The organism is Methylorubrum sp. SL192, from assembly GCF_026672325.1.
Taxonomy (GTDB): Bacteria; Pseudomonadota; Alphaproteobacteria; order Rhizobiales; family Beijerinckiaceae; genus Methylobacterium; species Methylobacterium extorquens.
On the sequence record NZ_JAPPQV010000001.1, the window covers coordinates 64,925 to 88,034 of the forward strand.

A 23,110-nucleotide genomic window follows, 5' to 3' on the forward strand; every position below is an offset into this window, starting at 1 on the left:
GGGGTGGCCCCTGCACGACGCGCCGAGGTATGCGCCGTCGTCGGCCTCTCGTGATGTCGTCGCCAGCGTTGCCGGATCTGAGCGGGTCGGGCATCTCTCGGATGGAGCGCCAGAGCTCTGTTGCCGTCACGATGGCCGCGAAGGCTTGGTGGCGGGGGCGATCCCTCGCGCAACCAAGCGTGGCAAACCGCAGCTTCGGACTGGATCGCGTCCGCACGAGCGCCTACGATCCGGTCGGGGTGGTACGCGCCGCCCTGGGGCGTGGAAACCCCTTGTCTGACGGTTTGGCGCCGGCCGTGACGGCGCCGGATTCCTTGACCTTCTTGGTCGGGGAGCCTGCGACGCATGTCCAGGCGCCCCGCTGCTAAAGGTCGTAGGGACCGTTCAGACACGGTTTTCCAACTCCCCGACTATGGGTGGTCGAGTCTCGTTAGCGGGGGCGCACCGCGGACACGGGCCTGCAGGGGTGGTTCGATGCACCGCCCGCACGATCGCGAAACCCTGGAAGCGCGGACGATCGAGGCCCAGCGCCTCTACATCAAGGCCCTCGTCGAGCTTGAACGGGTGCAGGACGGGATCGATGAAGGGTCGCGGATCGTCACCCATGGCGACCTGATCCAGGCCGAATGCCTGCTCGCCGAGCGTCGTTTCGCGCTCGTGGATCTGCTGAGCGAGCTCGGCTACACGCCGAAAGGCTTCACCGCCAAGCTGCCGCGCAGGTCGGGCAAGGGCGGCCACCGGCTGGACGCGACGTCCGATCCGGACATCGCCGCTCTGCGCCTCTGCTACCTCGCATGGCGGGGCAATTCCGTCTCGGTGGACACCGGACGGTCGATCCGCTCGATGCTCAACCTCGGCAGTGTCCTGATCCTGCTCGGAGCCCTTTCCGAAGAGGACATGGCGGCGGAGGAGCCGAGCGGAGAGGCCATCCCCAACTGACCCCTGCGAGGCGGGGATGTGCTGGCTGCGCCAAGCGCGGGACCGTGCGCGGGTCCGGGCAAGAGCCCGGATCATGGTCGCGCGCTATGGCGGCCCGGCCTACTGGCTGGCCCGGGATCGGGCTCGGGCCGCGCGCGGCGCGGATGCGGCCCGGGATCGGTTCTGGGGGAAAGTGGCCGTCGAGATCGCCCCGCTCGACGGTCGGGTGATCGGACTCGGGACCGGCGAACGCTGGCGCTAGGGCCCGGCCCCGCAAGAGGATCGGCGCGCCCCTCGTTCGAGGAGCGCGCCGTAAGTCGGTTCAAGTCTTGGGACAGAACGAGAGCGGATATAGGTAGATTTCTGCCCTCAAGCTACATTTATCAGTCACTTCCGGCACCATTATCACGCAATTAATTTGCGCATCATGCCTTTGGATTGTTCATGTCGTCATTCTATTTTCATTTAGTTCAGAATGCAGCAACGGGAGACGTAAGGCCGCCAGTCCTCACAAATCGAGGTCCTGTTGGAGGAAGCGGGCCGGGATGTCCTCCTCCCTGCCCTGCCAAGCGATGCGTCCATCCTGTTAAATCGTGACGAAGCCGCCGCTGCGAGGGATCGGGGGCGGCGGAGCCGCCTCGAAGTTGTCGCAGCCGAACTCGGCCGAGGTGGCCGAGAAGGGCGGCCGGGGATTGTTGCCGACCAAGACGCGGTCGCAGGCGCCCGTCGGCCGCCGGACGCGGCGGCGGGACAGACCGAGGTGGAACCACTCGTAGGCCCGCTGCTCCTCGTCCGAGGGCGCCATCCAGTGCCGGCAGTGCTTGCACCGGCCGGGGCGCGTGTCGGCCGGCTCGTCGAGGGCCGGCCCGCCGTTGTGCCCGACGCGAGCGGTCATGATCGCCCTCCCCGCTCCGAGGCGGCCTCGATCAACCAATGTCGAAGATCTCGCCGCATCAAGCCGATCGGCCCGTTGATGACGGTGATGCGGGCGTCCGGCCGGACGCAGCCCATGGTGACGAAGCCCGCCACGAATGCCTGCATGACGTCGAGGTAGAGCCGTCCACCCACCAGCGCGACATCCTCGAACGGCTCGGCGCCATACCCTGTCATCGAGGCGATCTCGGCGCCGGCGTGCATGCCGCAGGTGTCGGGCCGCCGCGGCGAGGGCGGGCGCGGCCATCGCGTCGTCACGCCGCCGGCGATCATCCGCTCGGCGAGATCCTGGGTCAGCCGCGCGTCGTAGTCGGCGATCGGCGTCGCCGCGTCGCGGAAGCCGTAAAGCGCCGACAGGAATGCGACCCGGGCCCGCCGGCCCTCCGGGTCGGCGGCGCGCAGGGTCCGCCACAGCGGGCCGTCGTAGCGCGCGAGTGCCGGGATGCGGTCGGGATCGGGGCGCTTGGTTGCCGAGCAGGCAAGGACGAGAAGACGGGGCACCGGCTTAGCTTTCGCGACGGGCACCGGAGCCTCTCTCCGGTCGATCATCCCATCGCGAAGCCCCTGGCCTCCTCCGACTCTTGAGCCCGGTCCCAGTTAGGACCGGGCGACCGGCCTGAGGTAAGGGGCCGGGATGTCAGCTCCCCACCCCGTCGCCACCGACCCTGCACCGAATTTTCACTCCTGGCGCGACCGCATCGAGCGCATGAACCCGGCGACGTCCCCCTGCCCCGGCCTGCATGGCGAGACGTGGCAGAGGGTCCACGCGGCGATGCTCGACTTCCTCGAGCGCTTCGGAGCGGAGGCGGTGGATCTCGGCTGGAGCGAGCTCGACCTGTTCGGGATCCATCCCACGGTCGGCACCGTCCGGGTGGACCATTGTGGTGCCCTGGTGCTGGGCGGGCGCACGGTGCAGTGGATCAATTCGACCCGGATCGGCTTCGGCGACCTGACCTACTATCGCGACACACCCGGTCGGCCGCGGGACATCCCGATCTGGGCTTATGGGGGCTGAGGCGATAGGCCGGGCGCGAACACCGCGAGCGTGAGGGAACTGCGATGAGCCGTCGGATGTGGGCCGTGCTGGGTTGGCCGTCGGCTGTATGAGCACGCTGGCGAGCCGGCCGGCGTCGGCCGAGCGGTTCGATGGCGACCGCCTGATCGTCATCGACGGCGATACCGTCGCCCTCCCCTGCGCCGTGCCCGTGCGCGGCTGTGCCGAGAAGGTCCGTTTGAGTGGGATCGACACGCCGGAGGTGTCTCGGCCGCGCTGCGAGGCCGAGCGGATCGCTGGCCTGAAGGCGAAGGAGCGCTTGGCCCGCCTGATCCGCGGACAGGCCGTCGAGCTGGCGCGCGCCGGCGAGACCGATCGCTACGGCCGGACGCTCGGGACGTTGCGGGTGCCAGCGGGAGAGGTCAGCGCGATCCTGATGCGGGAGGGCCTGGCGGTGGCCTACCGGCCGGGCCGGAAGGCTTGGGAGGAGCGGGCGGATCACTGGTGCCGCTCGGATCGGCGCTGAGGAGCCGGGCGACCGAATTCCGAGGGACGACGAGGCGCCGGGGGGATTCCTCGGACTCTCTGCCGTGCTAGCGTGGCCGGACCGTGCCGATCCGCCCCGAACACCGCCACTTCTACCCGATCGACTGGCCGCAGCTCTCGGCGGTGATCCGCTTCGGCCGTGCCGGCGGGTTCTGCGAGCGCTGCGGACGCCCGCATGGGCGGGTCATCGTCTGCGTCGATGACGGGAGCTGGTACGATGCCGACGGCGGCGTCTGGCGCTCGGGCCGGGGGCGCATTCTGCGGCGCATGCCAGACCTGGCGAGTGCCCGGCTGACCCGGCCGATCCTGGCCGCCTGCCACCGCGAGCACGACACCAGCCGCAACGGCCCCGCCGATCTCGCCGCCTGGTGCCAGCGCTGCCACCTGGAGCACGACCGGCCGGAGCACATCCGGCGGCGACGCCTGACCTTCCTGCGCCGCCGGGCGCTGGGGGACCTGTTCCTCGGGCTGTATCCGGTGCTCTGATGACAGTCGAATCCGACAGGTCACGCCTAGCCGCGCTGATCGATGGGAAGGACCGTGCGCTGCTCGCCGCGTTCCTGCGCGACGAGGGGACCGACTTTGCCCTCAAGCGGCTTCCTATTACCCACATCCTGGTGATGCTCGGGCGAACGTGGCACCGAGCATGATGTCGGCGAGCCGGGCGAAGCCGCGCCACATGACGAGATTGCCGGGCGGCGGGTCCCGTGAGCGGGCGAGGTAGCCGCCGAGGCGCGCGACCTTCACCACGTAGGCCGAGAGAGTTCGCCCGCCGGCCGCCCGATCGGGGACGAGGCGATCGAGCAGCGCGATCTCGGCAGCGGTGACGGCCAAGCGCGGGTCCGCACCCGGCGCCGCGCGGCCCACCATGGTCGTCCAGAACACCCGCCACGCCAGGATGCAGAACACCGCGATCAGCTTGACGAGGCGCTCGGCCGTGCGCAGCCGTGCATCTTCGGCGCGGCAGCCGGTCTTCAGGATGTGGTGGAACACCTCGATCTTCCACCGCCGGGCATACCAGCGCAGTTTCTCGACGGCTTGGTCGGGATCGTCGACGGGCAGGTCGGTGATCAGCCGCCAGTCGATCGCGGGGCGGTCCTTCGGCGTCCCCGGCTCGCGGGCGTGGAGGACGGTGAGCGACAGCGCGGGATAGCATTTCTGCTTGCCGATCGGCGGCGGCACTGTGATGCGGCGGTAGCGCAGTTCGACCGCGGCCGTGCCGAGCCGCCCCGCCCGGTCGCGGACCTCGACGCGATGCAGGCCCTGGACGGCGACCTCGCTCATCGCGTCGGTGATCGTGTGCCGACCGTCGCCGGCCAGCCGGTCGACGCAGCTGCGCACTATGAAGTGCGTGCCGAGGCCGTGGGCCAAGCAGAACAGCTCGTAGATGTCGCTCTCGCGGTCGCCGACGTGGACGCAGCGGCTCGGCGCGCCGAACAGCGACGTCGATTGCCGCAGGTTCTCCAGCCAGCGGAAGCTCTCCTTCTGTTCGATCGGTACGCGGGTCGGGTTGATCTTGCGTTTGAGCGCGTTCGTGCCCTTGAACTTGTCGCGCGACCGGAACTTCACCGCTGCCAGCCCGAGTGGCAGACCGTCGGCGGTCACGGCGAGCGAGGCGTGCATGAGCAGGCCGCAGAGCGTGTGCATGCGGAACTGGCCCGCTTTGTCCCGACCGCTGTTGACGCGGCGGGTGATCCCGACCGTCTCACGGCTCTCGCGCTGGAAGGTGAACTCGGTCGTGTCCTGCAAGACCAGCACGGGGCCATCGCTGGCCCGGACGCGCTCACCCGTCGCTGCGAAGTGTCCCGACAGGATCTGGGCCTCGCTGACACGCCGGTTGGCGAAGAACCGGTACGCCGCCTTGGTGTTGGCCCAGTCCTGGCAGGCGAACGGCAAGCTGGCGCCGAGGCTGCGGTCCATCTGCGCGACGAGGCGGTGCAGCCGCTGTCGCAGGCGGGCATCGTTGAAGGTGCACGCAGCGAGTTCATCCTCCCACCAGCACCGTGCGACGGCGTTCATGGCGCACCTCGTCCTCCTGGATCAGGTGCGCATCAGCGAATCATGCATGAGCAGGCCGCGCAACGTCCCCGACGTCGGCCCAGATCTGGGTAATAGGAAGTCGGTGACGGCTGCCTTGTGCGGATAGGGCTCGGGTCTGGATACAGGTGATGGCGCGGGATGGCGCTGTATCGGCCCTGTGTCTGGACCTATGACGAGCACGCCTCACATCGTCGTCGCGGGAACGCGACGGACCTGGTCGCCCGAGCGGAAGCGCGCGATCCTCGCCGAGGCGGACGATCCGGCGACGACGGCTTCCGAGGTGGCACGTCGGCACGGGCTTCATGCGAGCCTGCTGTTCCGCTGGCGCCGTGCCCTGCGGGCCGGAGCGCCTGCACCGATGGCGGGCTCCCGCCCGCGCTTCATCCCGCTTGGGCTGCCGGCTCCCCCCTCCAGCGTCCGGGACGAGCCGCTCCATCCCGGCGGCATCGAGATCGAGCTGGCCGGCGATCATCGGGGGCGCGCCGAGGCGGGCGCTGAGGTCGCCCTCCTGCAGGGCGTGATTGCGGCGCTCCTGGGACGATGATCCCGGTCCCCTCCGGTTCCCGGGTCTGGCTGGCGACCGGCCGCACCGACATGCGCAAGGGCTTCGACGGCCTGGCCAGCCTCGTGCAGGATCACCTCGCGTGGTTTCCGTTCTCGGGACAGGCCTTCGTCTTCCGCGGGCGCAGGGGCACTTGATCAAGGGGCTTTGGCGGGACGGCCAGGGCCTGTGGGCCCCACATCCTTGGAACCTCTGCAGAGGAGGTTGATTCCATCACCGGACCGGTCGTGAGCGCGCAGGCGCTGCTCGCGGTGGTCGGCTGGAGGGCCCTCCGGAATGGCCGACACGATCCCCTCGCGAGCCCCGTCCTGGTCCGACCTGCCTTCGGACCGGAGAGCGAGACTGATCGTGCTGATCGGCCGGCTGGCGGCGCGGTGCCTGGGCATCCTCGTCGAGGAGACCACGCATGATCCGGGTCGCCCGCTCCCCTCCTTCTTGCATCGAGCCCGCTACAGGGCGCAGGGATCACGCGCTTCCGGCCGCGTCAGGCGATTTTGGCCTCGTGTGGGCGACCGTGGCGCAGACCGAAGCGGGGAGCGTCCTGGGAATTGGCACAGGCGCGCGATTGCCAGGAGACGGTTCCCCCCGTCGCCTGCAGTTCCAGATGCGTGAGGCAGGCGCACCGCAGCAGGGAGGTGAAGTTGCGCGCTTCACCGTGGCGATCGAGTACCTCGTCGTACAGGACCGTGAGGAAGCGCGGGAGCGAGACGTCCTGGGACGCCGCGAGGTCCTCCAGCACGCGCCAGAACATCGTCTCCAGCCGGATCGAGGTCGAATGCCCGCCCAGGCGGACCGAGCGCGTTTCTCCGTCGTACTGGGTCGAGGGCAGATTTGAGAACAGTCCACACATCGCGTTCGTCCCGGATCCGATGACGCAGAGTAGGAGAGGTCCGGGCGCCGGATCAATTGCGGTTCCGGCGACGGGCGCCGGGAAGCGGGAGAATCACGGCCTGTATGTCATGCGGAATCCAGCTTAGTGCCTCGATATACGGGTTTAGCTTCTCTCGGACCCCGCGCCGCGATGAGGCGGAAGGACCGGCGAAGGCCGGCCTGCTCCGCGACTTCGCAGCGATGTGGATAAATCCCGGCGCAGGGCGGGTTAATCGGTCGAAGGAAAGTCCCGACCGTGAGACTGGAGACGCGAAATCTGTCTCACGTCTCACAGGGGCGGTTTGAAGGTCCTCGCTCAATCGGAAGGCCCGCCTGCGCCGGGGCGGCGAGGCAGGCTCCGCGGGGCGGGGATCGATGCGCCCGGTCAGGCCGCCGAGACGCCCGCCGCCAGGAGATCCGTGGCCAGTATGGCGTCGGCGATAGCGTCGTCGGTGAAGTGCGGCGATAGGTTCTGCAGGGTGTCGTTCGGGCTGTTGGCGAGTTCGCCCACCTTAACGAGATCGCGGCGCGAGACGCCCTCGATATGCAGTTCCCGCAGCGACACCGGCATCCGGATCGCGCGGAAGAGGCGCACGAAGCGCTCGAAATCCGCGATCGGCTGCTGGTCGAGCACGAGCTGGACGAGAATGCCGTAGGCGACCTTCTCGCCGTGGGTGAGGTGATGGATGTCGCCCTCGAGCGCCGTGAAGCCGTTGTGGATCGCGTGGGCGGCCGCCAGCCCGCCGTTCTCGAAGCCGAGGCCGGACAGGAGCGTGGCCGCCTCCACCACGGCCTCTACCGCCGGAGTTACGAGGCCCTTCTCGACAGCCCGGTAGGCGCTCAAGCCGTGGGCGAAGAGCGTGTCCTCGCAGACCTGCGCGATGGCGCCGCCGGCGATGGTCTGTGCGCCCCCCGCCATCGTGCGCGCGCGGCTGCGCCACGTGGCCTTGGCCTCGACGTTCGTGGCCAGCCCGTCGGCGATGCCCGACGCGAACAGCCGCACCGGCGCCCTGGCGCAGACGGCCGTGTCCACGAGGACGAGATCCGGGTTCTTGGAATAGAACCGGTAGGTCTCGAACACGCCGTCCGGCGAATAGATCACCGACAGCGCGCTGCAGGGTGCGTCCGTCGAGGCGATGGTGGGGACGATGGCCACGGGCAGGCCGAGGTCGTCGGCAGTGGCCTTGGCGGTATCCATCGCCTTGCCGCCGCCCATGCCGACGATCACCTCGGCGCCCGCCTCGCGCGCCAAGCCCGCCATGCGGCGGATCTCGGCGTTCGAAGCCTCACCCCCGAACGCCTCGCGGCGGAAGGTGAGCTTGTCCTGCATCGCCGCCTCGGCGTCGCGCCCGACGATGCCCCAGGCGGTGTCGTCGGCCAGGATGAAGGCGTTCCGGCCGAGGGCCGACAGATGCTCGCCGAGATGGGCGATCATGCCGGCGCCCTGGACGTAGCGCGAGGGCGACGCGAAGACCCATTTTGCCATTGTTCTCTCCCTTGCTGGTCTTGCTGGTTCGTCGAGGTCCGGGGACGGTGGCGTTCCGTGGTGCCGGACGACACTGGTCTTTCACCGCACGCATGCGACGCGGCAGGCGAGGAGCCCGATGGCCCGGTGGCTCAGCAGACCGGCGAGGCTCTCGCCTGCCATCTACGATTTTGGGGATTCAGTCCAGAGAAATATTGCGGGTTACCGATGGTTTTCAGCAAAGCTCTCAATTTTATACTGTGGTAACATCATACTACCCGAGCCGTTATTGATGCTATATTCTCCATCCGGCTGCGCTTGCGCTGGACGAGACGCTCGCGCGCACCGTGCTCGTGCCGGACGACAGCGTTCTGGTCCAGCCGAGCCGCGCTTCGCCCCGGCAGCCCTGCCGCGACAGTCGCGAGCCCGTCCCGCTCCCGAATGCGTGGACACAATACGACATATGGGGGCGGCCTCGTTTTCCGGGGTCTCGGCTTACCTTGCAAAATACCGGGATTCAGCTCCGGAGCGCAGCAAGCTACGATGCAGTATCATGCTACTACCGCGTCGTTCTAGAGAAGTTCTAGTGTGTCATGATGGTTGGCGGTGGCAGGTTCGGGTCGCCGCGGTGAGGAAAGCCCATGAACGACGTTCCCAAGCTCATCCATTCGATGATCCGTGTCCGCGACGAGGCGGCATCCGTGGCTTTCTATAAAACGGCTTTCTCCCTCGACATTGCCGATCGGCTGGACTTCGAGAGCTTCACGCTGATCTACATGTCGAACGCTCAATCCGGCTTCGAGCTGGAACTGACGGTCAACAAGGGCCAGGACGGGGCCTACGATCTCGGGAGCGGCTACGGGCATCTCGCCGTCTCGGTCGCCGATCTCGAGGCGGCGCACCGGCGCATGGGCGAGGCCGGCCTCGGGCCGAAGGACATCAAGTCCCTGCGCCATCCGAGCGGCGGAACCGCACGGTTCTTCTTCATCGAGGATCCGGACGGCTACAAGATCGAGGTCCTCGAACGCGGATGGCGCTTCGCCTAGAGCATCATCCCGAAGGGTCGCTGCCGACTTTCGGGAAAAAGATGATGCAGAAACAGTAAGCGAGCGCCTCGTCCGCGCGCGTCCTCTTTCGAAGGACGGCGCCGGCCCGCCACGCGACTGCACGACACGGAACGAACGAGGGAGGAAGCGAATGAGGATGCAGGACAAGGAGCCCGCGCGCCTATCCCGCCGCGTGTTCCTGGGGGCGGCCGGTTCCACGCTGCTGGCCGTGGCGATCATGCCGGATGGGCTCGTGACCGGCAGGGCCTGGGCGCAGATGCCGAAGGCGACGAAGCCCGAGACGTTGGCGTCCCTCGTCCAGATGTCACGCGACTGCTACCCTCACGCTCGCGTCGCCGACCGGTTCTATGCCGCCGCGGTCCGGATCCTCGACGAGGCGGCGCGCGCCGCCCCGGTGGAACTCGACCTCCTCGAGGACGGGATGGCCGCCCTCGACAGGGAGGCCGCTGCCCGCCATCGCGTGCCCTACGCCAAGATCGAGCGAGAGGCGGACCGGGACGCCCTGCTCAAGGCGATCGAGCCGACTCCCTTCTTCCAGAAGGTGCGCTCCAACCTCATCGTCGGCCTCTACAACCAGAAGGAGCTGTGGCCGATCTTCGGCTACGAGGGTGCCTCGTTCGACAAGGGCGGCTACCTGCATCGCGGCTTCGACGACATTAACTGGCTCTGACCCGAACCCGGCGCCCCCGCGCCGACGCGCACGTGTTCGCCGCCCGGACCGACGATCCCGCATGAAGACGGGGTCGGGCCGGCGCGGAGCAGGAGGAAACCATGTCAGCCCCTTACGATCTCAACGACGGCTCGGTGTTCGTCATCGTCGGCTCGGGTGCCGGCGGCGGAACCCTCGGCACGCAGCTCGCCCTCAAGGGCATCGACACCGTTATCCTGGAAGCCGGCGACCGGCACGAGACCTTCGATTTCCTCAACGACGAGTGGGATTCGTTCTCCCAGCTCGCCTGGAAGGACAAGCGCTTTGCCACGGGTTCCTGGCAGGTCGCCGAGGATTTCCCGAATCTGCCGGCCTGGATCGTGAAGGCGGTCGGTGGCTCGACGGTGCACTGGGCGGGCGCCTCCCTGCGCTTCCAGGCCCATGAGTTCAAGACGCGCACGCATTACGGCGACGTGGCGGGCGCCACCCTGCTCGATTGGCCGATCGATCTGTCCGAGATGGAGCCCTGGTACGCCATGGCCGAGGACAGGATGGGCGTGACGCGCACCAACGGCATCCCCGGCCTGCCGGGCAACAACAACTTCAAGGTCATGGAGGCCGGTGCGCGCAAGATCGGCTACAAGGAGGTCAGCACCGGCCGGATGGCGATCAATTCCGAGCCGCGCGACGAGCGCGCCTCCTGCATGCAGATCGGGTTCTGCTTCCAGGGCTGCAAGTCCGGCGCGAAATGGTCAACCCTCATCGCCGAGATCCCGAAGGGCGAGGCGACCGGCCGGCTCGAAGTTCGGTCGGGCTGCCAGGTTCTGAGGATCGAGCACGACGCCGCCGGCAAGGTCTCGGGCGTCGTCTACGCCGACAAGCAGGGCGTCGAACACCGGCAGAAGGCGCGCGCGGTCGCAGTGGCCGGCAACTCCCTCGAGAGCCCGCGCCTGCTGCTGAACTCGCACTCGGCCCGGTTCCCGGACGGGCTGGCCAATTCCTCCGGCCAGGTCGGGCGCAACTACATGCGCCACACCACAGGCTCGGTCTACGGCATCTTCGACAAGCCGGTGAACATGCATCGCGGCACCACCATGGCCGGGATCGTGCGCGACGAGGCCCGGCACGACCCGAGCCGAGGTTTTGTCGGCGGCTACGAGTTCGAGACGGTCTCCCTCGGCCTGCCCTTCATGGCGGCCTTCCTCGACCCGTCGAAATGGGGCCGCGACTTCGCGAGTGCCCTCGACAACTACCGCAACACGGCCGGCCTCTGGATCGTCGGCGAAGACATGCCCCGGGCGGAGAACCGGATCACCCTCGCCGAGGACAAGGACGCCTTCGGCATGCCGGTCGCCTCGGTCCGTTACGACGATCACCCGAACGACAAGGCCATGCGCAACCACGCCTACCGGCAGGGCAGCGCGATCTACGACGCGGTGGGCGCGGTCCGGACCATCCAAACCCCGCCCTATCCTTCGACTCATAATCTCGGCACCAACCGGATGAGCGAGAAGGCGCGCGACGGCGTCGTCAACCGCTTCGGCCAAGCCCACGATGTGGCGAACCTGTTCGTCTCGGACGGCTCGCAATTCACGACCGGCGCGGCGGAGAACCCCACGCTGACCATCGTCGCCCTCGCCCTGCGCCAGGCCGACCACATCGCCGGACGGATGAGCCGCGGCGAGATCTGATCGGCCCGCCGGACCCGCCATCACCGCTCATTGACACGGACGCCGGGGGACAAGCCTCCCGGCGAACGCGCCGGCCTGCGCCTCTCCTACGCCCGGGGGGAAGCGGGAACGGACGCGGCTGGGACGACGCGAAACAACGATCGAATGGGGGGAGGACAGCATGACATCGCCATTTCTGGGTGAACTTCTCGGGACGATGGTCCTGATCATCATGGGCAACGGCGTCGTGGCCGGCACGCTGCTCCGGGGATCGAAGGCGGAGGGGAGCGGCTGGGTCGCGATCACCGCCGGGTGGGCCTTCGCGGTGCTCGGCGCGATCTTCGTGGCCACCGCCACGGGCAGCGGCGACGCCCACATCAACCCGGCGGTGACGCTGGCCGCCGCGATCAACTCGGGCGACTGGAGCAAGCTCCCGGTCTACGTCCCGGCCCAGATGATCGGTGCGTTCCTCGGTGCCGCGATGGTCTGGCTGCACTTACCTGCCGCATTGGGGCGCGACCGAGGACCAGGGCCTGAAGCTCGCCTGCTTCTGCACCGCGCCGGCGATCCGGAAGCCCGGCGCCAACTGGCTCTCCGAGATTATCGGAACCTTCATGCTCGTCCTCATCGTCGGCGCCCTGCTGTCGAAGGCGGTGGGCAACGCGGGCAGCATTCCGACGGGCCTTGCGCCCTATCTCGTCGGCATGGTGATCTGGGGCATCGGCCTCTCCCTCGGCGGCACCACGGGCTACGGCATCAACCCCGCCCGCGATTTCGGCCCCCGCTGCGCCCACGCGCTCCTGCCGATCGCCGGAAAGGGCGGCTCGGACTGGGGATACGCCCTGATCCCCTTCGCCGCACCCCTGGTGGGTGCCGCCGCGGCAGCCCTAGCGATCCGGATGATCGGGTTCTGACCCGGGCTGCGTAAGAGTGCCTCGCAAAACTCCCGGTCTCTGACCGTTCTCGCTCTGGCGATGACAGCGCGGCGGGAGTTTTGTGAGAGACACCAAGGACGGAAGGCTCGGGGGCGTCTCATCCGCTTCCCGAGGGCATCACGAGCGCGAACGCGACGCCCTCCGTTCGCGGCACGAGGGACTCGCCAAGCGCGCAAGCGGGGAGCGGACGATCTCGGCATGGGAATTTCGAGGGTCGGTCCCTACGACGGGCTTCTGGCGTTCGCGCTGAATGACATCGAACTCGACATGCTCCGCGTGAAGGAGCACGCCGGTGATGCGAAGGGGCCTGTCGCAAACGCAATAGCGCCGACGTTTACTCCGCGTTGAGCATAGAGCCCGCATGGCCCCTCCCGTTTCGGAGGCCACCCCATGATCCTGTCTGCCATCGCTGCAAAGCTGAAGCAGCGTGCCCGCGCCGACTTCAAGGGCCGGCACTACGAGGCGGCCCTGATCGTTCAGGCCGTCTCCTGGTACCTGCGTTACCCGCTGAGCTACCGCGACATCGAGGAGCTGTTCACGGAGCGCGGCGTCGAGGTCGATCACAGCACCCTGAACCGCTGGGTGCTCGCCTACTCGCCGTTGATCGAGAAGCGGCTGCGCCAGTTCCGCAAACCACATTGCGGATCAGTCCGGATCGACGAGACCTACATCAAGGTGCGTGGCGAGTGGCGCTACCTGTACCGAGCCGTCGACAAGCACGGCAACCCGGTCGACTTCCTACTAACTGCCAACCGGGATCTCGACGCGGCGAAGCGCTTCTTCCGCAAGATGCAGGCGGACCAGCCGCTTCTTGCACCTGACCGGATCGGCACGGACGGCGCCAGCACCTATCCGCCTGCCATCGCGGCCGTGAAGACCGACGGCCTCCTGGCCTGTACCCCAACCCACTACATCACGAAGCACCTGCAGCAGGGCATCGAGAGCGATCACTTCCGGGTCAAGAAGAACATGCCCCGGATCGGCGGCTTTCGCTCCTTCCATACGGCCCGACGCACCATCCAGGGCTTCGAGGCCATGCTCTGGCTCCGCAAGGGCTTTGGGTTTGCCGGCGCGTGGAGTGTGCGCGAGCGGAACTGGTTGCTTGGGCTCCAGCTCAAAGTAGGGATAGATGTGTTGCATGGTGTCGACACCGTCAGAGGCGGATAGAACGCTTTCGAATTTTACAGTTGACGTCCGGCCGAGCTGCAACAAGCCGGGTTCTCAGAACCAATTGATCTCCCAGCCTTAACTATAAAAATTAGTCTAAGGTTATATTTGAAGAGCGATTATGCTCGATCTGGACTAGACGAGCTTAGGAGATCCTCTCGAAACTTTGCGTCGAGACGCTGCATGAAGTGCTCAGCACAGCACATGTGTTTGTGCATTTCAACGCTGACCGCATCTGCATCCTCCGCGCGTAAGGCAGTGACAAGTGCCCGATGGCTGGCAACGTTGTGACTTCCAAAGGCTTCGTGTTCAACTAGGCTTTCACTGCGAAACTCAACCAAGTCGCGTAGCAGGCTGTTTAGGAACCGACACATAAACACTAACAAGTGATTATCACTTGCATCACATAACATGTCGTGAAAATCGACCTCAATAATACGGCCGATCCTGCGCTGACCGCTCGTGTTAGCTGCCTCGCACTCTGCAATATTTGCCTCCAGACGTTGGAAGTCATGAGGCTTCAAGCGCCCGATCACGCTGATGCTCAGCGCTACCTCCAAACTGCGGCGTAAGGCGTAGACATGGGCAAAATCAAGTTCCTGGAAGTGGAAGAAGCGACGCAATTGTTGTGCGGCGGCATCAGTGGAGATCGGGCGGATTTCGGCGCCGCCATTCGGACCGGACTGCATCGCCACAAGGCCCTGGACCTCGAGAGCCTTCAGTGCTTCTCGGATCGTCCCCTTAGCGCAGCTATAATGCTGCATCAGGGCACGTTCGTTCGGCAGGCGATCACCCGGCAGCAAACGGTCGCGGGCGATGCGCCTACACAGGTCCTCGGCAATCTGGTCGGAGAGTTTGATGCGGCGCATCGGCGCCGGGTTCTGCTTCATCCTTGGACCGGGCGCAGTCATTGCGGATTCCAGGCCACGTTTTGGTCCAGAGGAAAGATCGGGCGGGCGAGCTTCTCGAACGTGAACAGCCCGTAGTCGGAACTGGTTACGCCGCGGCTCGCGCACTCCACGACGGTACATGCGATTGGCTCGAAGACGGGTCGACAGTACATCCGCGATTTTAGGATCAGGACTCGTGCCGTGGCCGGGTTGATTCCGCAAGCGGTGAACACGCCGAGGTCCCATGGCTCGTGCGGCTGCTCACTGACAAGGATGCGGGCCCTCCCCGTATCGATCACCGCCGCCCGGCCCATGCTGCAGCGCTGTCCCGTATAGGTCGGGCCGGTGATACGATATTCGCCGTCGCCGACCGCTGCCACGGTGCCGGCGACTGTGAGGGGCAACCTAGGGCCGAAACCCGGCAGGGGGACGCGATTGCCGATCTCCAGTTCGACCCGGGCGCCGACGCCGGCCGCGTGCAGGATGGAGACGGCGCGGGGGTCGCAGATCGGGCCGGCAACGATGCCCTCGAGGCCGGCCTCGAGGGCGTTGGCGAGCACGTCCATCACGTCGCAGGTGCCCCCCGACATGCAGTTGTCGCCGTGGTCGAGGAGAAGCACCGGGCCGTCGCCCGGCCCGGCTAGCGCAGCCTGTGCCGCTGCGATGGACTCGGCCAGGGGCGCCTCGTCATAGACGAAGCTTTCGCGGTTGCCCCAGAGCCCTGCGGCGAGGTCTCGGGCTGCCTCGTCGGCGGCCTCCTGACTTTCCGCCGTGACCGTGACGGAGACACCGGTCTCGGCGAGATCCGCAAGGGAGAAGCCGCCGAAGATCGTGGCCGCCAGTACGCCGGGACGGGTCTCGACTGTCTGAGCCGCCAGGACGGCGTCTCGCATCGGTCCCGCCACGCGGGTGTCCATGCGCAGGGTGTGGGCGAGCATCGGAGGATGTATCCAGGCCCTAGCCGGCCGTAGCCCCTCGTCGAGCATTCGTCCGACGATGCCGGCCACGCGCTCGCCGGTCTCGGCCATGTCAACGTGCGGGTAGGACTTGAAGCCTGCCAGCACGTCGCAATTGTCGACCACCCGGCCGGTGATGTTGCCGTGAAGATCCAGAGCGACCCCGATGGGCGTGCCGGGCGCGATTTCGCGGATGCGGGCGAGAAGCTCGCCCTCCCCGTCGTCGTGGCTCTCGGTCACCATCGCCCCGTGAAGGTCAAGGAGGATGGCGTCGCAGCCGGGGCGGATCGCCTCGAGAAGCGCGGCGCAGAGCGCCTCGAAGGCGGAGTCCGCCACGGGTCCGCTCGGATTCGCTTGAGCCGACACCGGCACCGAAACGACTGCCCCGCGCGCCTGCGCGAACCGAATGAAGGCGCCTAGCGCCGTGGAGGCGTCCCGCCCCGCCGCCAGGGCATCATCCCCCCAGAGCGGATTGAAGCTGGTAAGCGGGGTCGCGAGGGGCGAGAACGTGTTGGTCTCGTGGTTCACCCTGGCTGTGACGATACGCATGAACGCGCCTTCTTGAGCGGCGCATCAGGCCGCCGAGCTGCTTGTGCGGGAATCATAGTCGAGCACGGCGTCGAGGAGAACCTGTGCGCCGGCCGCGCATTCCGATGGCGTCGTCGATTCCGCCGGGTTGTGGCTGAGGCCGCCGGCGCTCGGCACAAACACCATGGTGGTCGGCACGAGGCCCGCCAGATGCGCCGCGTCGTGGCCGGCGCCCGAAACGATATCGCGGGTGGCGTGCCCGCCCTTATCGGCCGCGCGCCGCACGGAGGCGATGCAGTCGAGATCGAAAGCGACCGGGGCGGTCCGGGCAATGGGACGCAGCTGCGAGGCGAGGGACAGGTCGCTGGCGATGCTGTCGAGCACCTCGCTCATGGCCGCCTCCATGGCGTCGAGCACGGCGTCGTCGGGGTGGCGCAGATCCACGGTGAGAAACACGTGGCCGGGGATCACATTGTGGGAGTTGGGCGTCACGCAGAGGTGGCCGACCGTGCCGACGGCGTCGGGGGCGTGCGCGTGCGCCGCGGCATCCACCGCTTCCACGAGGCGCGCGGCGCCGAGGAGCGCATTGCGCCGCATCGCCATCGGGGTCGAGCCGGTATGGGCGGACTGCCCCTCCAGGGTAACCTCGTACCAGCGCATGCCCTGCACGCCCTGCACGACGCCGATGGTAGCCCCTTGCGCCTCCAGGATCGGCCCCTGCTCAATATGGAGTTCGAACATCGCGCCGAACGGCACGGAGCCCGGTGCCGCCACGCCGCGATAGCCGATGGCGTCGAGCGCTGCGCCGAAGCAGGTTCCCGCCGCGTCCTCACGGGCCTCGGCCCAGTCGCCGGCATAGATGCCCGCATAGACCCCAGAGCCGAGCATGGCGGGGGCGAAGCGCGCGCCCTCCTCGTTGGTCCAGTTCACCAGCAGCAGCGGCGCCTCGGTGACGTAGGCGGCCCCGTCCAGGGTGCGGAGCACCTCGAGCCCGGCGAGCACGCCGAGCACACCGTCGAACCTGCCGCCGGTGGGCTGGGTGTCGAGGTGGCTGCCGAATGCGATGGGCTTCAGGTCCGGGTTCCGGCCGGGGCGCAGGGCGAACATGTTGCCCACCGCATCCACCGTGAGGGTGCAGCCGAGCGCTTCGACCTGGACCCGGAGCCAGTCGCGCACTTGGCGGTCCTCGTCGCTCAGGGTCAGGCGGGCAATGCCGCCGTCGGAAGTGGCACCGATGGCGGCGGTCTCGGTCAGGGTGTCCCAGAGGCGCTCGGCGTTGATGGTGAGGTTCGACATGGATGTCCTGGGTTCGCTGCAGTTCACGCCGCCTTGACGCCGAGGAAGCGGTCGCGCGCCGCCTCGTCGGCCATGAATTCGCCATTGGCGGCCGCGTAGGCGACGCGGCCGAGTTCGAGGATGTAGTGGCGGTCGGCCAGCGCGGTGCAGACGGCCAGATTCTGCTCCACCAGCAGAATCGGCACGCCCGCCGCCCGGATGGCACGGATCTGCGTCACGATCTCCTCCACGATGACGGGGGCAAGGCCCTCCACCGGCTCGTCGAGCATGAGGAGCTTCGGTCCGCTCAGGAGCGCGCGGGCGATGGACAGCATCTGCTGCTCGCCTCCTGAGAGCTGCGCGCCCCCGTTGCGGCGGCGCTCCTCCAAGCGTGGAAACATCGCGAAGATGTCCTTGAGCGCCCAGGGCGAGCCCTTGCGCTCGGCGATGGCCAGGTTCTCCTCGACGCTGAGCAAGCTGAAGATGCCGCGATCCTCCGGCACGAGGGTGAGGCCGGCCCGGGCGATGCGGTGGGCGGGCCAGCCGGCGACCTCGGTGCCCTGAAAGCGCACGCTGCCCCAGCGCGGGGTGATGAGGCCGCATATGGCCTTCAGGGTCGAGGTCTTGCCAGCGCCGTTGCGCCCGAGCAGGCAGACGATCTCGCCGTCCCGCACCTCCAGGCTGACGCCCTGGAGGATATGGCTCTTGCCGTAGAAACCCTGGACCCCGTCCAGGGCGAGGGCGATGGGGCCGCTCATGGCACGAGGTCTCCCGTGATCATGTTGCCGAGATACGCCCGGCGCACCTCCGGGTCGTCGCGGACCCGGCCCGGCGGCCCCTCCACCAGCACGCGGCCGGCCCGCATCACCGTGACGGTGTCGGAGATGTTCATCACAATGCCCATGTTGTGCTCGATGAAGAGCACGGTGTGGTCGCGTCCGAGGTCGCGAATCAGCACCGTCATCGCCGCAATGTCGTCGATGCCCATGCCGGAGGTCGGCTCGTCGAGGAGGATGACCTTCGGCGCCGCCGCCATCGCCATCCCGACCTCGAGGCGCCGCTGCTGGCCGTGCGACAGTTCGCCGGCCGCGCGCAGGGCCACCCGTGTGAGGTCGAGGCGCTCCAGCATCGCCTCGGCCATGGCCAGCGCCGGCCGGTTGGCTTCGGTCCGGCGCCAGGGGGGCAGCGCCTGCCAGGGCGTCTTGCCCTGCGCTGCCAGTCGCAGGTTCTCGCGCACGCTCAGGGTGGGGAACAGGCTGGTGACCTGGAAGGAGCGGGCGAGGCCGAGGCGCACGCGCTCGTGGTCCGACGTGCGGGTGATGTCCCGGCCGCCTAACGTGATGCGCCCGCCCGAGGGCGCGATCCGGCCGGTCAGCGCGTGGAACAGCGTGGTCTTGCCGGCCCCGTTCGGCCCGATGATCGAGTGGACGCTGTTCTCGGCGATGCGAAGGGTTACGTCTTGCAGGGCGACGAAACTGCCGTAGCGGACGCCGAGCGCTTCGGTGGCGAGGAGGGGCGCACTCATCGGGCGACTTCCGGTGCGTGGGCGACGGGGGGGCGTTACGACCGGCCGGGCCGGGTCGTCGGGCGGGGGCGCCTGCGTCACCAGGGCGATGGCGCGCTCGATCAGGCCCCAGAGGCCGCGCTGGAGGAACAGCGTGATGACGATGAGCAGGAGGCCGAGGGCAAGGAGCCACCGCGGCCAGATCTCCGAGAGGGCGTCGGCGGCCAGCAGATAGGCCCCAGCGCCGAGCAGCGAGGCGAACAGATTCGCGCTGCCGCCAATGATCGTCATGATCAGCAGGGTCTCGCTGGTGTGGTAGTCGATGTTGGAGAGGGGCGCGACGCCGATCAACATCGCGTGGAGCGCGCCGGCAAACGCGGTGACCGCGCCTGAGATCGCGAAAGCCGCGACCTTGAAGGCCCGCACCGGGTAGCCGATGGCGCCTGCCCGGGCCTCGTTGTCGCGAATGGCGAGCAGGGTTCGGCCGAAGGTCGACAACGCCACCCGCTGGAGTGCTGCGAAGAGGACGAGAAAGAGCACCGCGACGTAGGCGTAGTAGGTCCACGGATCGGTCAGGCGCGTGCCGACCAGGGTCGGGCGCGGAATGTCGAGGAAGCCGTTGTCGCCCCCCGTGATGCCGCTGAACGTGTAGGCCAGGAAGTAGAACATCTGCGAGAAGGCCAACGTCAGCATCACGAAGTAGACGCCCTGGCGGCGGATCGAGATCCAGCCCACCACCGCCGCCACGAGAGCGCCTACGCTCAACGAAACCGCAAGCATCACGGGGGCCGGCAGCCCGGCCCGGACAAGGCCGAGGCCGGCCACGTAGCTGCCGATCCCGAAGAAGATGCCCTGGCCGAAGGAGAGGAGGCCGGTATAGCCGAGCAGCAAGTTGCAGGCAGCGACCGCCAGCCCAAAGATCAGGATCTCGCTGGCGAGGGTGCCTGAGCGCATAACGAGCGGCAGGATCAGCACGGCGGCAGTTGCAAGGCCAAATTGGACAAGGGGCCGGTCGAGGACGGGGATCATAACAGATTTCTCCTCAGGCCCGGCCGAGCAGGCCGCGCGGCATCGCCATGATGATGCCGGCCATGCCAAGATAGATCACGAGGCGCGCGCCCTCGGGCCAAAGCGTCGCCATCAAGCTCTGAGCGACGCCCACTAGGATGCCGGCGGCGAGCGCCCCTGCGTAGCTGCCCATCCCGCCGATCACCACCACCACGAAGGCGATCCCGAGCGCCTCGACGCCCATGAAGGGCTCGACGCCCCGGATCGGAGCCGCGAGCGCACCGGCGAGCCCGGCGAGCCCCGCACCGAGGGCGAAGACGGCCGTGTTGATGCTCAACGTATCGTAGCCGAGCAGCGCCATGTTCTGCGGCGATTCTGATCCGGCCCGCACGATGGCTCCGAGGCGCGTCCGATCCAGGAGCCACCACAGGGCGGCGGCGAGAATCACCGTGAAGCCGATCACGAAGAGTCGGTACTCGGGATAGATGAAGTCGCCGAGGATCATGACGCCGCTCAGTTCGTCGGGCGCCGCTACGTTACCGCCGAGCGGCCCCCAGACGATGATGACGAGTTCCTGCACCACGAGCGCGAGCCCGACGGTGACGAGGATGTGGAAGGTGTGAGGCAGCTTGTAGACCCGGCGTAGGAGCAGCCGTTCCGTCATTCCGGCAAGCGCCGCGACGATCACGGCCGCCATAGGCATCGCCACCCAGAAACTCAGACCCCGCTCGACCCCTTCGTAGGCCAAATAAGCGCCGAGCAGGTAGAATGCCCCGTGAGCGAAGTTCACGAATTGCAGCAGCCCGAAGATGATGCTCAATCCTACTGCTAGCAGGAAATAAAGCAACCCAAGTCCGACGCCGTTCAGGATCTGAAAGAGATAGGTCACGCAAGGTCCTAATGTTGGACTTCAACACTCACCCTTGCTGCATCTTGCAGCCGGCAGCTTCGGGAGAAAGGAACGACTTGCCGGCATTTACGACGTTGGCAAAGTCGTCCTTATCCTTCATTGCGGACTTCGCCTTGCCCTTCAGCAGGTAGTAGTCCTTGATGACCTGGTGATCGGCGGCACGAATCTCCTCATGCCCCGTCAGTCCAGAATAGCCGAGGCCCTCCAGAGCTTTGATGACAGCAGGACCTTCCGCAGAGCCGGCCTTCGCGACTGCGTCGAGGAGCAGCTTGGTGATCTGGTAGGAGCCGGCGAAGGAGTAGTTCGGCGTCATCTTCGCGCTTTCACGGAGCTTTGACACCAACTCCTTGTTGAGGGGCGAATCGATGCCGTGCCAGTACTGCGCTCCGAAGTATACGCCCTCGCACAGGTCTGCTCCCAGAGCCTCGAATTGCTCCAGGCCTGAAGCCCAGGCCAGCACAATGGTCATGCGCCTCTTGAGGCCGAAGCTGACGGCCTGACGGAGCGCATCCGAAGATTGCGAACCAAAATTGAGGAGCAACAGCACGTCGGGCTTGGCTGCGATGGCATTGGTCAGGTAGCCGCTGAATTCCTTCTCGGCCAGCGAATGGTAGCTGTTGCCGACATGTTCGATGCCCTTCTCCTGGAACACCACCTTGGCGGCGCTCAGCAGGCCCTCGCCGAACACGTATTGCGGTGTGATGGTGTACCAGCGCTTGGCCTGCGGCATCTGCTCGATCAGCGGCCGCACGGTCTGCGCGATAGCCCCGAAGGTCGGCACGCTCCAGCGGAAGGTGCCGCGGTTGCAGTCCGAACCGGTGATCTCGTCCGCCCCCGCCGTGGTGATGAAGACGCCCTCAGACTTCGTCGCTTCCTTGCCCATCACCAGGGCTTCCGATGATAGAATGCCGCCGGCGAACAGACGCGTTCCCTGCGCCATGGCCTCCTGCAGCTTGCGAGCTGCCGGTGCCGGCTTGCCCTCGGTGTCGATGTCCGTGACCACGATCTTGCGCCCGAGCGCCGCGGCAGCCTTCCGGGCGGCAAACGCAGCGCCAAGGGATGCGAATTTGCCGTTGGCGGCGAAAGCTCCGGAGATGGGCAGCGGTGCCCCGATGACGAGAGGCCCATCGGCCGCGCGGGCACTTCGCAGCAAACCAGGAAGCGCGACGCCGGAAACGGCGCCGGCACCGACAACCAAGGAACCCTTTAAAAATGCGCGACGATCTTGCATCCCACCTCCCTCGAACTCTGAATTTTATGAAATGATTCGAACTATACGCATAGAATGATGTTTGCTCCGCTCCGTCAAGCGGGGAGGCTATGTATGGCACCCCAGTAGTATGAAATTTGAGCGATTGCTCTGATTTCAGGCACGGTCGCCCTTGCAGGCGGCAAATCCGAAAAAATCGGCGTCAAAACAAATATAGAATCCGCTTTTATCAATACGGCACGGGCGTTCCGATTGGCGCCCGAGCCGAACTGCCGGGCTACGGTCGTGGCGGCCGAAGGTGGCATTCCTTCATTGCCTCACCCACTCCGGGATCAAAGGTGCCGAAAAGTTCAAAGTGGTTCGTATTGATTCAGAGTGCCTCATAAAACTCCCGATCATCGCCGCTTGCCCTGAACACGACAGCGCAACAGGAGTTTTGTGAGAAACAATCAGAACGTTGGCGGCGTGCAAGCACTGACCACCTCGCAGGCGACCGGACCGATGCAGCGGAAGCGATGAGGACGGCGGCTCTCGAAGAAGTAGGCGTCGCCGGGACCGAGAATCCGGCGCTCGTCGTCCACGAACACTTCGAGCCGGCCCGATAGGATGATGCCGCCCTCCTCGCCGTCATGGACGAGGGGCACCCGGCCCGTATCGGCGCCGGGTTCGTAACGTTCCCTGAGGATCTGCAGCGATCGGCCGAACAACGTATCTCCGACCTGACGGTAGGAGATCGGTCCCTTGCCGATCTCGGTGAGTTCGTCGGCCCGGTAGAAGGCCTTGCGCGGGCTCTCCGGCTCGACCGCGAAAAACTCGGACAATCCGATGGGGATGCCGTCGAGGATGCGCTTCAGGGCGCCGACGGAAGGGTTCACCCCGTTCGACTCGATGAGGGAGATCGTCGAGTTCGGCACACCCGTGCGCTTGGCGAGGGCGCGTTGCGAGAGGCCGTGAAGGCCGCGAACGTAACGAAGCCGTGCACCGAGATCGATGCTCATTGAAACCTCGCTGAG

Annotated in this window: 25 protein-coding genes and 1 pseudogene; 13 read left to right on the forward strand and 13 right to left on the reverse strand. The window is 66.9% G+C overall.

All coding sequences use genetic code 11. The features are described from left to right. Positions 1-474 precede the first annotated feature (474 nt). Together OVA30_RS00395 and OVA30_RS00400 are read left to right on the forward strand one after the other, a co-directional pair. Complete coding sequence (locus tag OVA30_RS00395; RefSeq protein ID WP_209688084.1) at positions 475-939, forward strand: hypothetical protein; 465 nt, start codon at positions 475-477, stop codon at positions 937-939. Positions 940-1,012: 73 nt separating this feature from the next. Beyond that, positions 1,013-1,180: a hypothetical protein gene (locus OVA30_RS00400; RefSeq protein WP_209688083.1), complete on the forward strand. Its 168-nt coding sequence runs from the start codon at positions 1,013-1,015 to the stop codon at positions 1,178-1,180. 324 nt (positions 1,181-1,504) lie between these two features. On the opposite strand, the gene OVA30_RS00405 is transcribed toward OVA30_RS00400, so the two are convergent. Next, the gene (locus OVA30_RS00405) at positions 1,505-1,813 is read right to left on the reverse strand and encodes a hypothetical protein (protein WP_268174239.1); all 309 of its coding nucleotides are present in this window, start codon (positions 1,811-1,813) and stop codon (positions 1,505-1,507) included. Beyond that, positions 1,810-2,352 (reverse strand): hypothetical protein, encoded by a 543-nt coding sequence (locus OVA30_RS00410; protein WP_209688081.1) that lies wholly within the window; start codon positions 2,350-2,352, stop codon positions 1,810-1,812. The genes OVA30_RS00405 and OVA30_RS00410 overlap by 4 nt, the downstream gene beginning before the upstream one ends. Before the next feature lie 133 nt (positions 2,353-2,485). Here OVA30_RS00410 and OVA30_RS00415 point away from each other — a divergent pair, with 133 nt between their 5' ends. From OVA30_RS00415 to OVA30_RS00425, 3 genes are all read left to right on the forward strand, one after another. After that, positions 2,486-2,866, forward strand: a complete 381-nt coding sequence (locus OVA30_RS00415; RefSeq protein ID WP_253374199.1) for a hypothetical protein — start codon at positions 2,486-2,488, stop codon at positions 2,864-2,866. An 88-nt stretch (positions 2,867-2,954) separates the two neighbouring features. Continuing rightward, positions 2,955-3,371: a thermonuclease family protein gene (locus tag OVA30_RS00420; protein WP_268174240.1), complete on the forward strand. Its 417-nt coding sequence runs from the start codon at positions 2,955-2,957 to the stop codon at positions 3,369-3,371. 83 nt (positions 3,372-3,454) lie between these two features. Beyond that, entirely contained in the window at positions 3,455-3,877 is a 423-nt protein-coding gene (locus OVA30_RS00425) for a hypothetical protein (protein WP_209688079.1), read from the forward strand. A gap of 117 nt (positions 3,878-3,994) precedes the next feature. Here the strand turns inward: OVA30_RS00425 and OVA30_RS00430 are convergent, their stop codons facing one another. Beyond that, the gene (locus OVA30_RS00430) at positions 3,995-5,410 is read right to left on the reverse strand and encodes an IS4 family transposase (RefSeq protein WP_253394438.1); all 1,416 of its coding nucleotides are present in this window, start codon (positions 5,408-5,410) and stop codon (positions 3,995-3,997) included. Positions 5,411-5,600: 190 nt separating this feature from the next. On the opposite strand from OVA30_RS00430, the gene tnpA reads away from it, so the two are divergent. Next, entirely contained in the window at positions 5,601-5,975 is a 375-nt protein-coding gene (tnpA, locus tag OVA30_RS00435; protein WP_253386688.1) for an IS66-like element accessory protein TnpA, read from the forward strand. Then, on the forward strand, positions 5,972-6,130 hold the full coding sequence (tnpB, locus tag OVA30_RS00440; protein WP_209688076.1) for an IS66 family insertion sequence element accessory protein TnpB: 159 nt from the start codon (positions 5,972-5,974) through the stop codon (positions 6,128-6,130). The genes tnpA and tnpB overlap by 4 nt, the downstream gene beginning before the upstream one ends. Positions 6,131-6,477: 347 nt before the next feature. Here the strand turns inward: tnpB and OVA30_RS00445 are convergent, their stop codons facing one another. Both OVA30_RS00445 and OVA30_RS00450 read right to left on the reverse strand, forming a co-directional pair. Continuing rightward, positions 6,478-6,843, reverse strand: coding sequence for a ribbon-helix-helix domain-containing protein (locus OVA30_RS00445; RefSeq protein WP_209688075.1), 366 nt, complete (start codon positions 6,841-6,843; stop codon positions 6,478-6,480). 405 nt (positions 6,844-7,248) lie between these two features. Further along, positions 7,249-8,349 (reverse strand): glycerol dehydrogenase, encoded by a 1,101-nt coding sequence (locus tag OVA30_RS00450; protein ID WP_209688074.1) that lies wholly within the window; start codon positions 8,347-8,349, stop codon positions 7,249-7,251. A gap of 620 nt (positions 8,350-8,969) precedes the next feature. On the opposite strand from OVA30_RS00450, the gene OVA30_RS00455 reads away from it, so the two are divergent. The 6 genes and pseudogenes from OVA30_RS00455 (at position 8,970) to OVA30_RS00480 (ending at position 13,816) form a co-directional block, all read left to right on the forward strand. Next, complete coding sequence (locus OVA30_RS00455; protein ID WP_060768969.1) at positions 8,970-9,374, forward strand: VOC family protein; 405 nt, start codon at positions 8,970-8,972, stop codon at positions 9,372-9,374. A 157-nt stretch (positions 9,375-9,531) separates the two neighbouring features. Continuing rightward, a complete protein-coding gene (locus tag OVA30_RS00460) occupies positions 9,532-10,065 on the forward strand; it encodes a Twin-arginine translocation pathway signal (protein ID WP_060768970.1) in 534 nt (177 codons plus the stop codon). 101 nt (positions 10,066-10,166) lie between these two features. Beyond that, the gene (locus OVA30_RS00465; RefSeq protein WP_209688072.1) at positions 10,167-11,735 is read left to right on the forward strand and encodes a GMC family oxidoreductase; all 1,569 of its coding nucleotides are present in this window, start codon (positions 10,167-10,169) and stop codon (positions 11,733-11,735) included. A gap of 211 nt (positions 11,736-11,946) precedes the next feature. Further along, positions 11,947-12,153 (forward strand): annotated as a pseudogene (locus OVA30_RS00470) (aquaporin); the annotation flags it as partial. A 34-nt stretch (positions 12,154-12,187) separates the two neighbouring features. Next, positions 12,188-12,628, forward strand: coding sequence for an MIP/aquaporin family protein (locus OVA30_RS00475; protein WP_253386689.1), 441 nt, complete (start codon positions 12,188-12,190; stop codon positions 12,626-12,628). A 411-nt stretch (positions 12,629-13,039) separates the two neighbouring features. Continuing rightward, complete coding sequence (locus OVA30_RS00480) at positions 13,040-13,816, forward strand: IS6 family transposase (protein ID WP_268174241.1); 777 nt, start codon at positions 13,040-13,042, stop codon at positions 13,814-13,816. Positions 13,817-13,935: 119 nt separating this feature from the next. Here OVA30_RS00480 and OVA30_RS00485 read toward each other — a convergent pair whose 3' ends face one another. From OVA30_RS00485 to OVA30_RS00520, 8 genes are all read right to left on the reverse strand, one after another. Further along, the gene (locus tag OVA30_RS00485; RefSeq protein WP_209688070.1) at positions 13,936-14,706 is read right to left on the reverse strand and encodes a FadR/GntR family transcriptional regulator; all 771 of its coding nucleotides are present in this window, start codon (positions 14,704-14,706) and stop codon (positions 13,936-13,938) included. 17 nt (positions 14,707-14,723) lie between these two features. Next, positions 14,724-16,211, reverse strand: a complete 1,488-nt coding sequence (locus OVA30_RS00490) for a M81 family metallopeptidase (protein ID WP_209688069.1) — start codon at positions 16,209-16,211, stop codon at positions 14,724-14,726. A 24-nt stretch (positions 16,212-16,235) separates the two neighbouring features. Then, the gene (locus tag OVA30_RS00495; RefSeq protein ID WP_209688068.1) at positions 16,236-17,486 is read right to left on the reverse strand and encodes a Zn-dependent hydrolase; all 1,251 of its coding nucleotides are present in this window, start codon (positions 17,484-17,486) and stop codon (positions 16,236-16,238) included. Between the two features lie 23 nt (positions 17,487-17,509). Beyond that, the gene (locus OVA30_RS00500) at positions 17,510-18,223 is read right to left on the reverse strand and encodes an ABC transporter ATP-binding protein (protein WP_209688067.1); all 714 of its coding nucleotides are present in this window, start codon (positions 18,221-18,223) and stop codon (positions 17,510-17,512) included. Beyond that, a complete protein-coding gene (locus OVA30_RS00505) occupies positions 18,220-19,998 on the reverse strand; it encodes a branched-chain amino acid ABC transporter ATP-binding protein/permease (RefSeq protein WP_268174242.1) in 1,779 nt (592 codons plus the stop codon). Before OVA30_RS00505 ends, OVA30_RS00500 begins: the two co-directional genes overlap by 4 nt. A gap of 13 nt (positions 19,999-20,011) precedes the next feature. Then, positions 20,012-20,866: a branched-chain amino acid ABC transporter permease gene (locus tag OVA30_RS00510; RefSeq protein ID WP_209688064.1), complete on the reverse strand. Its 855-nt coding sequence runs from the start codon at positions 20,864-20,866 to the stop codon at positions 20,012-20,014. A gap of 28 nt (positions 20,867-20,894) precedes the next feature. Further along, positions 20,895-22,118, reverse strand: coding sequence for an ABC transporter substrate-binding protein (locus OVA30_RS00515; protein WP_268174243.1), 1,224 nt, complete (start codon positions 22,116-22,118; stop codon positions 20,895-20,897). Positions 22,119-22,546: 428 nt separating this feature from the next. Beyond that, a complete protein-coding gene (locus OVA30_RS00520; RefSeq protein ID WP_209688062.1) occupies positions 22,547-23,095 on the reverse strand; it encodes a cupin domain-containing protein in 549 nt (182 codons plus the stop codon). Positions 23,096-23,110 lie beyond the last annotated feature (15 nt).

What these genes read in the sequence shown, in the direction of transcription:
- OVA30_RS00505 (WP_268174242.1), bottom strand. Translation starts at nt 19,998, where the DNA reads ATGATCCCCGTCCTCGACCGGCCCCTTGTCCAATTTGGCCTTGCAACT.
- OVA30_RS00515 (WP_268174243.1), bottom strand. Translation starts at nt 22,118, where the DNA reads ATGCAAGATCGTCGCGCATTTTTAAAGGGTTCCTTGGTTGTCGGTGCC.
- OVA30_RS00490 (WP_209688069.1), bottom strand. Translation starts at nt 16,211, where the DNA reads ATGCGTATCGTCACAGCCAGGGTGAACCACGAGACCAACACGTTCTCG.
- OVA30_RS00520 (WP_209688062.1), bottom strand. Translation starts at nt 23,095, where the DNA reads ATGAGCATCGATCTCGGTGCACGGCTTCGTTACGTTCGCGGCCTTCAC.
- tnpA (WP_253386688.1), top strand. Translation starts at nt 5,601, where the DNA reads ATGACGAGCACGCCTCACATCGTCGTCGCGGGAACGCGACGGACCTGG.
- OVA30_RS00485 (WP_209688070.1), bottom strand. Translation starts at nt 14,706, where the DNA reads ATGAAGCAGAACCCGGCGCCGATGCGCCGCATCAAACTCTCCGACCAG.
- OVA30_RS00450 (WP_209688074.1), bottom strand. Translation starts at nt 8,349, where the DNA reads ATGGCAAAATGGGTCTTCGCGTCGCCCTCGCGCTACGTCCAGGGCGCC.
- OVA30_RS00400 (WP_209688083.1), top strand. Translation starts at nt 1,013, where the DNA reads ATGGTCGCGCGCTATGGCGGCCCGGCCTACTGGCTGGCCCGGGATCGG.
- OVA30_RS00500 (WP_209688067.1), bottom strand. Translation starts at nt 18,223, where the DNA reads ATGAGCGGCCCCATCGCCCTCGCCCTGGACGGGGTCCAGGGTTTCTAC.
- OVA30_RS00415 (WP_253374199.1), top strand. Translation starts at nt 2,486, where the DNA reads ATGTCAGCTCCCCACCCCGTCGCCACCGACCCTGCACCGAATTTTCAC.
- OVA30_RS00445 (WP_209688075.1), bottom strand. Translation starts at nt 6,843, where the DNA reads ATGTGTGGACTGTTCTCAAATCTGCCCTCGACCCAGTACGACGGAGAA.
- OVA30_RS00395 (WP_209688084.1), top strand. Translation starts at nt 475, where the DNA reads ATGCACCGCCCGCACGATCGCGAAACCCTGGAAGCGCGGACGATCGAG.
- OVA30_RS00480 (WP_268174241.1), top strand. Translation starts at nt 13,040, where the DNA reads ATGATCCTGTCTGCCATCGCTGCAAAGCTGAAGCAGCGTGCCCGCGCC.
- OVA30_RS00460 (WP_060768970.1), top strand. Translation starts at nt 9,532, where the DNA reads ATGCAGGACAAGGAGCCCGCGCGCCTATCCCGCCGCGTGTTCCTGGGG.
- OVA30_RS00495 (WP_209688068.1), bottom strand. Translation starts at nt 17,486, where the DNA reads ATGTCGAACCTCACCATCAACGCCGAGCGCCTCTGGGACACCCTGACC.
- tnpB (WP_209688076.1), top strand. Translation starts at nt 5,972, where the DNA reads ATGATCCCGGTCCCCTCCGGTTCCCGGGTCTGGCTGGCGACCGGCCGC.
- OVA30_RS00455 (WP_060768969.1), top strand. Translation starts at nt 8,970, where the DNA reads ATGAACGACGTTCCCAAGCTCATCCATTCGATGATCCGTGTCCGCGAC.
- OVA30_RS00420 (WP_268174240.1), top strand. Translation starts at nt 2,955, where the DNA reads ATGAGCACGCTGGCGAGCCGGCCGGCGTCGGCCGAGCGGTTCGATGGC.
- OVA30_RS00430 (WP_253394438.1), bottom strand. Translation starts at nt 5,410, where the DNA reads ATGAACGCCGTCGCACGGTGCTGGTGGGAGGATGAACTCGCTGCGTGC.
- OVA30_RS00405 (WP_268174239.1), bottom strand. Translation starts at nt 1,813, where the DNA reads ATGACCGCTCGCGTCGGGCACAACGGCGGGCCGGCCCTCGACGAGCCG.
- OVA30_RS00465 (WP_209688072.1), top strand. Translation starts at nt 10,167, where the DNA reads ATGTCAGCCCCTTACGATCTCAACGACGGCTCGGTGTTCGTCATCGTC.